Source organism: Limosilactobacillus avium, assembly GCF_947381485.1.
In the GTDB taxonomy this organism is placed as follows: Bacteria; Bacillota; Bacilli; order Lactobacillales; family Lactobacillaceae; genus Limosilactobacillus; species Limosilactobacillus avium.
The window spans coordinates 19,920-30,736 of the sequence record NZ_CANCWN010000025.1 but is presented as its reverse complement, the minus strand read 5'-3'; the positions used below and the strand labels follow the sequence as shown (position 1 = coordinate 30,736).

Sequence of the window (10,817 nt, the reverse complement as noted above, 5' to 3'; positions counted from 1 at the left end):
AATAAGTAGGGCGATCGTGATCCAAGCTTGAGGATCACGACCGCCTTTTTCAATACGTGTCGTTATGGTGTGCTTACCTTATTGTTGGTCTCTGACTTCTGCTTAGCAACTCGTAACCTATAATTTAAATCTAAGGAAAGTAAAAGCTTCCCAGAAATCCCCATCACCTTTTCGATCCGCAGTACTAAGAGCTCATCCAGGAAACATCTGCGATTAAGAATATCTGAAATATACTCTTGACTAACGCCAATCCGAGAAGCTAAATCATCTTGAGTAATATCATAGTGATCCATTACTTCTTTTATTAAATCCGCAGCTAAGCTAGTATGATACTGTCTTATTTTATTTTCACGATGTAACATATTCTCAGTTCCTTAATGATTATCTTTAATACTAATAATTTGGACAGTCACAATTTTACTTTTTACGTTGATAAGCAGCCACTTTTATCATAGCCTTTGATGGACTTCTTCGCCATCCGCTGGCTCACTAACCTGATTCCGGAAGCATTCGGGTAGGATTTACCGCCAAAGTTTAGATCGCCATACCAACAGGTTCGGTAATCAAAAATACAGAGGTTAGTGCCTACTCTCCTTTGTCGTACGCTGATCTGACCTACCAGTGTCGGCTGTTCTTCCACCGTTTCCAAATAAACCTTTTTGCCATCCTGTGCTAATTCATTTAGTAAGGATACTTGTTGTGCCGTCAAGTGCTTTAACCGCATATAGACCACCGTCGATTGTTCAAGGTCATGTCGCCAGACAGCCATGTAATCACGACTTGTGTAATAGGCCGAATCGTAACGATTCCACTTCTTACTTTTCACAAACTCATAACCTAGTTTACGATAAACACGCATCCGCTTTTGATACATTTTGGCAAAAGTATCATCTGCCAAATCGACATAGTCATACACCCGTAACTCATCTTTATCGGCTAAGCCTCGTTCTAGCCGCCCCAAGTACTGTTTAGTGTTACCCCGCCACGAAAATGGCATGGTAAGAAAGAGTGTATCAAGGCTAGACATGTCAAAGCCCTCACCAACGTATTTACTAGTGGAAAGAATGATGTAAGCCGCCCGCTGGTTTTTAATTGTTATCTCACTATTGCCACTACCAGTAACTAGGCAGAGTTGCTCCCGATTGACGAACCGCAAAAGCAATTTTCGCAATTCTTTTAAATGCTTGACCCGTTCGCTTAGTAACAAGACATGTCGTTTCTCTGCCAAGACGTGCTTTACATCATTCGCAATTAGTTGGTTCCGTTCAGCATTTTCTGCTAAATGATTAATCCTTTGTGGGTAATTTTCCGCCTCGTCCGCCGTTTCTTCTTCACCAAAATTGGTGTAGCGCGGATATAGGTAACGATGAATCAGGTAGTCTTCCTCTTCACTTCCTTGATAGTAGATCGGCCCACACCGATAGTGCATAAACTGTTCCAAACCATCATTTCGCTCCGGCGTAGCGGTCAGGCCAACAATGTAATGAACATTGGCTTCGACCAGCACTTTTTCAAAGGTTGTTGCCGAAATATGGTGACATTCATCAACGATTACTTGTTCATAGTCCTGGAACAGCGCGGTTCTTTCGGCCGGATTCATCCTAGTTAATTTTCGGATATTGACAACATCAACTAATTTAGAGGGATGGTTTCGGGCTCCCGTGATTACCTCAACCTTCCTTTTTCGTACCAAGCGACCATGTTTGGTTCGTTCAGCAAATGGCGAATCGTTAATCACCAGAAAATTCATCCCCGCTTCTTGCCATTGTTTGGCAATGTTCGTGGTTGGTACGATAATCAGAGTTCGCGCAGACCGCTCAGCGATTAGTGCACAGCCGACCACCGTCTTCCCGAAGCCGGTATGAGCACAAATCATCCCCAAGTGATGCTGACCAATCTTTCGCACTGCTACTGATTGTTCCGTTCGTAGTTCTCCCTTAAAGCTTACTTTCAGTTTAGGCGGGTCACTAAATTGTTTACGTAGATGACAAATACAGTGTTCTTGAAGGTCGGCAAAAACTCCCCGTGGTAAACGAATGTAGCTACCATCAATTCTGCCAGCGGTTAATGTTGACGGTACATTCCAAACCGGTGCCCGCATTCGCTGCTTCTTGATGAATTCAGGACTGTTGAAGGTTGCCAGGCCTAGTAAACTTAACTGTTCTCGCCGCGTCAATTTTTGCCGTTCGATGAAAATCTCACCAGCTATATAACCGCTTATACTAGCAGGATAGTCAACAACATCGCTCAAGTTAGGGATTCTATTTTGACCAGGCAGCAACTGCATATCTTTAACAATCATGTTGATCAATTCCATCAATTCTTCGGCTGAATAACGTTTAGTATTTGCTAGGCGGTCAAATAGTTGATCTGGCGGCAGTGGCTGCAATCTCTCATCAACAAAGGTCGAACGCTGACTCTGGACTTCCGACCATTTCAACGGTAGCGCAATAAGGTTACCAAATCCCTTTTTAGGGAGACGATCTTGTCCCGGCACCATCCGGTCAAAACACGTAATGTCAACATCATCACTAGTTAGCATCGTTTCGATTAAAATCAGTTTACCAAAACTACGTGCCAGTTGTGCCTTTATCGGTTGACTAAAGAAAAACCAGACATGGTAGCTATTACCCGAGGAAGACACCTCTGGCAAACAGCTAACATGGTACTTTCTACAAGTGTCTAAAACCGCCTGGGTTATCCGCGTAGGATTCACTGGTGAGCCATGCTTATCAAAATCGAAGACGAGGAGTCTTGTGCAATCATCATCAAGTAGTGGATAAATCCCATAATGGTGGTACTGATCATTGGAAGTAATCTGGTCATAAATTACTTGGTTTGTATAAGGAGCGTACTCCTTAGTTAGATGATTCTGAGCATCCTTATCATGACGAGTTTGGTAAAACGCCCACCAATTTTTTAACGCCGGGCTATATCCTTTTCCATTGCTCCATTTCTGCGCATAAACGTCTGACCGCCCACTGAAATATTGTGAATACAGGGCAAGCTTCTCCGACGTAGTTCGTTGCCTTACTAATAGCCTCTGAAATTCGTGCTGGCTAATAATATAATTCTGTCCATTTTGATCGTTAATTAAATAATCAATCTGTTGAGTTTGATAATGAGATAGCTGTTCTTTAATTACAACTTGATCACCATTGCGAAGACGATATCTATGATTTGGCTTCATCCTACTCATCCCCATGAAAGCGTTTTCGCCATTATAATAAAAATATGAAATGGTGACACTAAAAAGTGCACTAATGCTAAAGAAGACAATTCAATTGCTGGTAACAGTAATCAGATTATATTTGTTATATTATAGACTGGAAAAAAATAATGGATTACTTAAGCGTTAAACTGTCAGCTTTTTCTTACAGTTGAATATTCACTTAGCTGGGCATAGCATCAAATGTTCCTATTCGTAGTGTCCCCAAGCGGAATAAATGATTACTTCCTTGGTTTCTTCGTTAATTTTATATACGACCCTGTGCTGAACATTAATTCTCCTTGAATAGAAGCCCTTGATTGGTGGAACTAATTTTTCAAAGCTCTGATTTTCTTTATAGGGATTATCCCTTAGCTGTTCAATAATCCCAAGAAAGTTTTTTTCTAAATACGTTCCCTTTATCTTCTTAAAGTCACGTCTTGCTCCCTTTTTAGATCTTATTGCATAACTCATAATTCATTCCATACTTTGTCAAAATCTTCATCTTCGTCATCTTTTCGGTCCCTGATTTGTTTATCAACACCTTGATTGATAAGAAAAAGTGTTTCACGGATGGCGTTCCAGTCATCCTCACCAATCATTACGGCACCCTTTTCCCCATTCTTAGTCGGCTTAATAATTACTGGCTTTTTATCAGCGTTGACTTCTTTAATAATCTTGAAGAATTCTTTTCTTCCCTCGGTTGGGGTTACAATATTGTCCATTTTTATTCCTCCATGTACGTTTTGATGTACATTAATTATACTAAATGTACCTGATAATGTACAACTGGCAAAATATACTATAGCAAATTAAATAGGCCACTTACCCGGAACATCCCCAGGTAAGTGGCCTATTTAATTTAACGAATTTTCTTCCCCCAGAACTGGAATAAGTCGGTCCGCAACGCACCGTTGTACAGCTTCCGCCGCTTGGTTGCCTTAGCACCGTAGTACTTTTCAAACTCCAGGTCAGCAGTCAGAATGTACTTACTCCAGGTTGTCAACGGCCGGTAGATCTCCCCCATCTGCCGGTAGAGCTCATGAACGGCGGCGTGGTCACTCAGCCGTTCCCCGTACGGTGGGTTCGCAACAATGACCCCGTTGATCTTATCCGTCTGCCAGTCCTTGACCGCCAGCTGCTTAAAGGTAATGTCGTGGGTCAATCCCGCTGCCCGGCAGTTCTCTTGGGCAATCTCCACCATGTTCTGGTCGATATCGTAACCGTGAATATCGAGCTCGACATCATAGTCCGCCTGGTCATCGGCCTCATCGCGGACCTCATCCGACAAGCCGGCCGGGGTCAAGTTGACCCACTGCTCACAGGAAAAGGCCCTGTTCATCCCCGGGGCAATATTATGTCCCATCAAAGCGGCCTCAATCGGAATCGTCCCCGACCCACAAACCGGGTCAACAAAGGGATTATCCGGGAACCAGTGTGCCAGCATCACCAGGGCCGCCGCCATATTTTCCTTCAGCGGTGCGCCCCCCTTGTTCTTCCGGTAGCCCCGCTTAAAGAGGCTTTCCCCGGTCGTATCCAGCGTCAGCATCACCTGGTCCTTATTAATTGCCACTTCAAGTGGGTACAGGTTCCCCGTTTCCGGCAAACGCGTCCGCCGGTGGTAAACCTTACTCAGCCGCTGAACAATCGCCTTCTTCACGATGGCCTGGACACTGGGCACGTTATGCAGTTGGGAATGGTGACTCCGCCCCTCGACCGGGAACTCAGCATCGACCGGGAGAAATTCCTCCCAGGGCAGTGCCTCCGTTCCCTCAAAGAGCTCGTCAAAGGTCCGGGCCGCAAACTCACCGACAATGATCTTTACCCGGTCCGCCGTCCGCAGCCACAAGTTTGCGGTCAAGATATCCTTCATGTCACCAGTGAAGCGAACCCGGCCGTTCTCCACCTTCGTGTCGTAGCCTAAATTACGCAGTTCCTTGCCGACCAGGGCCTCGATACCGGATGCCGCGGTCGCCATTAGTTGATACTTCTGCAAAATAATTCTCCTCGTAATTAAATGATATCCCTATTCTACCCGATGCGCGCCGAGAATGCTAATACTGGTCCTCCTGCATTGCCGTCGGCCAGCCATCAATTGCCTGCCGCTTATCCAGGCCCTCCAGCACCCGCACGTCATCCGGATCCAATGTAAAGTCAAAGATTTCCAGATTCTCGGCCATGTGCTTTGGGTTCAGTGTCTTGGGAATCACTACGACCCCTTCCTGGTTTAAAAAGCGCAGGGTTACCTGGGCCGGCGTCTTGTGGTAGCGCGCCGCCACCTTCCGCAAAACCGGTTGGTCCAAGAAACCAGGCTGGTTCTCACCCAGTGGTGCATAGGACTCGTGGACCATCCCCCTGCTCGTCAGAAAAGCGTGCATCCGCTTCTGCTGCCAAAGCAGGTGGGTCTCAATCTGGTCAATCGCCGGGGCCACGGTTGCCCCATCGATGATTGCCTGGACCTGGGGCGCGTTGAAATTACTGAGGCCAATTGCCCGCACCTTGCCGTCCTGGTAGGCATCCTCCAGTGCCCGGTAGGTCTCCGCGTCGTTTCCGGTTGGCCAGTGGATAATCACCAGGTCGAAGTAGTCGTGGTTAAACCGCCGCAGTGACTCGTCCAAGCCCGCTTTGGTGGCCGCATAACCACTGGTCTGCACCTTGGTGGTGACAAAGACCTGGTCCCGGGCCAGTCCACTCTCGGTCAAGGCCTCACCGACCTCGGCCTCGTTGCCATAATACTGGGCCGTGTCAATCAGGCGGTACCCCGTCCGCAGGGCCTGGAGGACATTCTTCGTCGTCTCTTCCGGTGCCGTCTGGTAGGTTCCGTACCCGACTGCGGGCATGATGATCCCGTTATTAAGTTCAACTTCCTTCATTATTACCATCCTATTCCCAAAAATCTTCAAAGGCCCGGGAAGCCGCGGTCGTGCTGTCCGCCTTAACCACGTTTCCCTTCACAATCTTCAAGTTCGCGTCCTCTGCCTTAAAGTGGAAGACGATTCCCTTGTTGGCGGCGTAGTCAACGGTGGTCACCTTACCGGAGAAGTACCACTCGTCACTAAAGTCAACGTAGTAGGTCACCCCGTCCTTAACCACCTGGGTGACCGGCTGGCCAGGTTCTTCTGGCCGCTGGAGCTTGACGTCCACCCCGTTGGCGGTCTTCTCAGCCACCAGGGCCACACGATCACCGGCCTGCAGGTGAAGGTGGTCTCGCAACCAAGTGGCCGCCTGGTCCGTTACTTTGAGTTTCATATAATCACACCTTTTAGTTCAATTTACCACATTCTCCTCCTAATAGAAAACGGGCTGCCCTGCGGAACACGTCCGCGGGTCAACCCGTATCTATAATTATAATGCCGTTGCGGAGAAGGAACGGTTCTCCAATGCCCGGAGGAGGGCTCCAACCGTATCCAGCGCCGTCAGCAGTGGAATATTGTGTTCAATTGCCGTCTGGCGAATGATAAAGCCATCGGAGTTCTTGGCGTAGTCGTGACCCATCGTGTTGATTACTAGGTCAACCTTGTTATCCTTGATGACCCGGATGATGTTTTTATCACCGTCATCCTCACCAATCTTACCGACCGTCTCGACATGGAGACCGTTGTCCTTCAGGAAGTCCGCCGTTCCCTTGGTGGCCAGAAGGCGGTAGCCAATCAGGGCAAAGCGCTTGGCCAGTGGCAGGATGGTCTGCTTGTCATTATCCTCGATGGTCAACAGGACGCTCCCGTTGTCCGGCAGCTTCATCTTGGCCCCGGCAAATGCCTTGTAGAGGGCCTTAGCGAAGGTCTGGTCGCTCCCCATGACCTCACCCGTTGACTTCATCTCAGGGCCCAGGTAGGCGTCAACGTCGTCCAGCTTATTGAAGCTGAATACTGGCGCCTTGACGTGGATCATCTTGCTCTCTGGGTAGAGGCCGTCGTGGTAGCCCTGCTCCTTCAGGCTCTCGCCCAGGATTACCCGGGTCGCAACCTGGGCCATCTCGATCCCCGTGATCTTGGAGAGGAACGGCACGGTCCGGCTAGCCCGCGGGTTAACTTCCAAGACGTAGGCCTGATGGTGGTGAATGATGAACTGGATATTCATGATTCCCTTGCACTTCAAGGCAATCGCCAGCTTCTTAGTGGCGGAAACAATCTGGCCCTTGATGTCGTCATCAAAGCTCTGTGGTGGGTAAACCGCCATCGAGTCTCCCGAGTGGACCCCGGCGTGCTCGATGTGTTCCATGATCCCCGGCAGGAGGACATCGGTCCCGTCACAGATGGCGTCGACCTCACATTCCCGCCCTTCCAGGTAGGCATCAATCAGGATTGGGTGGTCAGCGGCCACGTCGGCATTTTCCTTCAGGTATTGACGAAGCTCGTCTTCGTTGTAGACAATTTCCATTGCCTTCCCACCGAGGACGTAGCTAGGCCGGACCAGAACTGGGTAGCCTATCTTCTGGGCCGCGTCGATAACCCCCTGGTGGGTTGTGGCGGTCAAACCAACTGGTTGCTTAAGTTCCAGCTGCTTGATGATTTCATCAAAGATTCGCCGGTCTTCGGCGGCGTCGAGGTCCTTAACGCTGGTTCCAAGAATTTGGACCCCGTTCTTGTTCAGGCCCGCTGCCAGGTTGATGGCCGTCTGCCCACCGAACTGGACAATCACGCCCGTTGGCTGTTCCAAATCAACCACGTTCATCACGTCTTCCAGCGTCAGCGGTTCGAAGTAGAGCTTGTCGGAGACGGAGAAGTCGGTTGACACGGTCTCCGGGTTGGAGTTCATGACAATGGCCTCGTAGCCCATTGCCTGGAGGGCCTTGACACAGTGGACGGTGGCGTAGTCGAACTCAACCCCTTGACCGATCCGGATTGGACCCGAACCGATTACCAGGACGGACTTCTTACCGGTCCGCTGGCTCTCGTTTTCCCGGTCGTAGGTACTGTAGAAGTACGGGGTGGCGGAGTCAAATTCGGCGGCACAGGTATCGACCATCTTGTAAACCGGGATGATCCCGTTGTCCTTCCGGGTTGCTCGGACCTTATCCGCGGTCGTCTTCCAGAGCTTGGCAATTGTCTGGTCACTGAAGCCGTACTTCTTGGCCAGGCGGAGGATCGCCAGGTCGGCTGGGTTATCCTGAATCTGCTTCTCAAGCTGGACCAGGTGGAGGACGATGTCTAAGAAGTAGTCGTTGATCTTGGTCAGTTCGTGGACGTCCTCAATCGTGTAGCCGCGCCGGAAGGCCTCCGCAATGTAGAAGAGGCGGTCGTCTTCAGCGTGGACTAGCTTGTCCTCCAGGGCCGTGTCCGTGGCCTGGTGAGCGGGTTCCGAGAAGAGATCCTTCTGGTCAATCTCCAGGGACCGGACGGCCTTTTGCAGGGCTTCCTCGGCGGTCCGGCCGATGGCCATGACTTCCCCAGTGGCCTTCATCTGACTACCTAGGCGGCGGTCCGCCCGGGTGAACTTGTCAAATGGCCAGCGGGGGATCTTGCAGACCACGTAGTCGAGGGCCGGCTCAAACTCCGCGTAGGTGGTCCCCGTGACCGGGTTCTTGATCTCGTCCAGAGTCAGGCCGACGGCAATCTTGGCCGCCATCTTGGCAATCGGGTAACCGGTGGCCTTCGAGGCTAGGGCCGAAGAACGGGAGACCCGCGGGTTCACTTCAATCACGTCGTAGTGGTAGGAATTCGGGTCCAGGGCCAATTGAACGTTGCAGCCCCCTTCAATCTTGAGGGCCCGAATCAACTTCAGTGCACAGTCCCGGAGCATTTGGTACTCCCGGTCGGAAAGGGTCTGACTCGGGGCAAAGACGATTGAGTCCCCGGTGTGGATACCGACCGGGTCGAAGTTTTCCATGCAGCAGACCACCATCGCATTGTCACTGGCGTCGCGCATCACCTCGAACTCGATTTCCTTGTAACCGGCGATTGACTTTTCAATCAGGCACTGGGTAGCTGGTGAGAGGTCCAACCCGTTGGCAGCGATGGCCTTCAGTTCCTCATCGTTGTGGCACATCCCCCCACCGGTACCACCCATGGTGAAGGCGGGCCGGACGATGACCGGGTAGCCAATCTGGTGGGCAAACTCCAGCGCGCCGTCCACCGTCTCCACGGTTTGGGAAGCCGGGACCGGTTCGTGGAGCCGCTGCATCAGTTCCTTGAACTTCTCCCGGTCCTCGGCCTCGTCGATGGAGTCCAGCTTGGTTCCCAGCAGTTCAATTCCCAGCTCATCCAGCAGGCCGGTCTTGGAAAGGGCAACTGCCAGGTTTAGGCCGATCTGTCCACCCAGTGTCGGCAGGATGGCGTCGGGGTACTCCTTCCGGATGATCCGGGAGACCGATTCCACCGTCAGGGGTTCGATGTAAACGTGGTCGGCAATCTCGTTGTCCGTCATGATTGTCGCCGGGTTGGAGTTGACGAGGACGGTCTCGTAGCCCTCTTCCCGCAGCGCCAAGCAGGCCTGGGTTCCGGAATAATCAAACTCAGCCGCCTGACCGATGATAATTGGTCCAGACCCGATTACTAAAATCTTGTGAATATCTGTCCGTTTAGGCATTCGTTCGTGCACTCCTTTGTTGGTCTACCATGCTAATAAAGTCATCAAATAAGCCATCCGCATCGTGGGGGCCCGGCGCCGCGTCCGGGTGGAACTGGACGGAGAAGGCCGGGTACTGTTTGTGGCGGAGCCCTTCGACGGTGCCGTCGTTAACTTCCACGTGGGTCACCAGCAGCTTGTCCTGGTCAATCGACTTGGGATCCACCGCGTAACCGTGGTTCTGGGAGGTGAAGTCAATCTCGCCAGTCGCAATGTTTCTAACCGGGTGGTTGAAGCCCCGGTGACCAAACTTCATCTTGTAGGTCTTGGCGCCGTTAGCCAGGGCGAAGACTTGGTGCCCCATGCAGATGCCAAACAGCGGCAGGTGCTTTTCCACCTCGGCCACCATCTTGGCCGCATCAGTCATTTCCTCAGGGTCACCAGGACCGTTGGAAAGCAGGATGCCGTCGGGCTTTAAGTTCAGGATTTCCTCCGCCGTGGCGGTGTACGGGAGGACAATAACGTTGCACTCCCGTTCTGCCAGCTCCCGCAGGATACTGTGCTTGATTCCGAAGTCGATGACCACGATGTTCCGCTTGGTTCCCGGGTTCGGGTATGGCGACTTGGTCGAAACCTGGCTGATGATCCCGGCCGTTGGGTGGGCGTCCCAGATCTTTTTCAGGAGGTCTTCCAGGTCAGCGACATTGTCAACGATTGCCCCGCGCAGTGTCCCGTGTTGGCGGAGCTTGCGGACCAGCTCCCGGGTATCGATTCCCTGGATGCCAGGGATTTGGCGCTGGGTCAAGAAATTAGGCAGGGTGTCCTGCATCCGCCAGTTAGTGGCGCGCCGGGCGACCTGGTGGCAAATCACGCCCTTGATCTGGGGCTGGAGCGATTCGTAATCATCCAGGTTGATCCCGTAGTTCCCAATCAGCGGGTTGGTGAACACCAGGATCTGGTTAGCGTAGGACTGGTCGGTAATTGCCTCTTGGTAGCCGGTCATCCCCGTCGTAAAGACCACTTCACCAAGTGTCGAGCGGTCGGCGCCAAACGCCTCGCCAGCGTAGACGCTGCCGTCTTCTAATACAAGGTAGCGTTCCAT

9 protein-coding genes are annotated in these 10,817 nt (G+C 51.2%); all 9 read right to left on the bottom strand.

The window, feature by feature from the left end:
• Window positions 1–62 precede the first annotated feature (62 nt).
• The 9 genes from QOS01_RS08075 to carA all read right to left on the bottom strand — a co-directional run bounded on the left by QOS01_RS08075 (window position 63) and on the right by carA (window position 10,817).
• Window positions 63–362, bottom strand: coding sequence for a helix-turn-helix transcriptional regulator (locus tag QOS01_RS08075; protein ID WP_283621895.1), 300 nt, complete (start codon window positions 360–362; stop codon window positions 63–65).
• A gap of 62 nt (window positions 363–424) precedes the next feature.
• Window positions 425–3,190, bottom strand: a complete 2,766-nt coding sequence (locus QOS01_RS08070; protein WP_283621894.1) for a TOTE conflict system archaeo-eukaryotic primase domain-containing protein — start codon at window positions 3,188–3,190, stop codon at window positions 425–427.
• 228 nt (window positions 3,191–3,418) lie between these two features.
• Window positions 3,419–3,685, bottom strand: a complete 267-nt coding sequence (locus QOS01_RS08065; protein WP_408612488.1) for a Txe/YoeB family addiction module toxin — start codon at window positions 3,683–3,685, stop codon at window positions 3,419–3,421.
• Window positions 3,679–3,933: a type II toxin-antitoxin system Phd/YefM family antitoxin gene (locus QOS01_RS08060; RefSeq protein ID WP_283621892.1), complete on the bottom strand. Its 255-nt coding sequence runs from the start codon at window positions 3,931–3,933 to the stop codon at window positions 3,679–3,681. The genes QOS01_RS08065 and QOS01_RS08060 overlap by 7 nt, the downstream gene beginning before the upstream one ends.
• 137 nt (window positions 3,934–4,070) lie before the next feature.
• Complete coding sequence (locus QOS01_RS08055) at window positions 4,071–5,204, bottom strand: THUMP domain-containing class I SAM-dependent RNA methyltransferase (protein ID WP_283621891.1); 1,134 nt, start codon at window positions 5,202–5,204, stop codon at window positions 4,071–4,073.
• Between the two features lie 58 nt (window positions 5,205–5,262).
• Window positions 5,263–6,081: an aldo/keto reductase gene (locus QOS01_RS08050; RefSeq protein ID WP_283621890.1), complete on the bottom strand. Its 819-nt coding sequence runs from the start codon at window positions 6,079–6,081 to the stop codon at window positions 5,263–5,265.
• Between the two features lie 10 nt (window positions 6,082–6,091).
• On the bottom strand, window positions 6,092–6,457 hold the full coding sequence (locus QOS01_RS08045) for a hypothetical protein (RefSeq protein ID WP_283621889.1): 366 nt from the start codon (window positions 6,455–6,457) through the stop codon (window positions 6,092–6,094).
• Window positions 6,458–6,553: 96 nt separating this feature from the next.
• A complete protein-coding gene (gene carB / locus QOS01_RS08040; protein WP_283621888.1) occupies window positions 6,554–9,736 on the bottom strand; it encodes a carbamoyl-phosphate synthase large subunit in 3,183 nt (1,060 codons plus the stop codon).
• A complete protein-coding gene (gene carA, locus QOS01_RS08035) occupies window positions 9,729–10,817 on the bottom strand; it encodes a glutamine-hydrolyzing carbamoyl-phosphate synthase small subunit (protein ID WP_283621887.1) in 1,089 nt (362 codons plus the stop codon). Before carA ends, carB begins: the two co-directional genes overlap by 8 nt.

Coding starts and splice junctions, on each gene's coding strand:
- QOS01_RS08050 (WP_283621890.1), bottom strand. CDS start 6,081: ATGAAGGAAGTTGAACTTAATAACGGGATCATCATGCCCGCAGTCGGG.
- carB (WP_283621888.1), bottom strand. CDS start 9,736: ATGCCTAAACGGACAGATATTCACAAGATTTTAGTAATCGGGTCTGGA.
- QOS01_RS08075 (WP_283621895.1), bottom strand. CDS start 362: ATGTTACATCGTGAAAATAAAATAAGACAGTATCATACTAGCTTAGCT.
- QOS01_RS08060 (WP_283621892.1), bottom strand. CDS start 3,933: ATGGACAATATTGTAACCCCAACCGAGGGAAGAAAAGAATTCTTCAAG.
- QOS01_RS08045 (WP_283621889.1), bottom strand. CDS start 6,457: ATGAAACTCAAAGTAACGGACCAGGCGGCCACTTGGTTGCGAGACCAC.
- QOS01_RS08070 (WP_283621894.1), bottom strand. CDS start 3,190: ATGAAGCCAAATCATAGATATCGTCTTCGCAATGGTGATCAAGTTGTA.
- carA (WP_283621887.1), bottom strand. CDS start 10,817: ATGGAACGCTACCTTGTATTAGAAGACGGCAGCGTCTACGCTGGCGAG.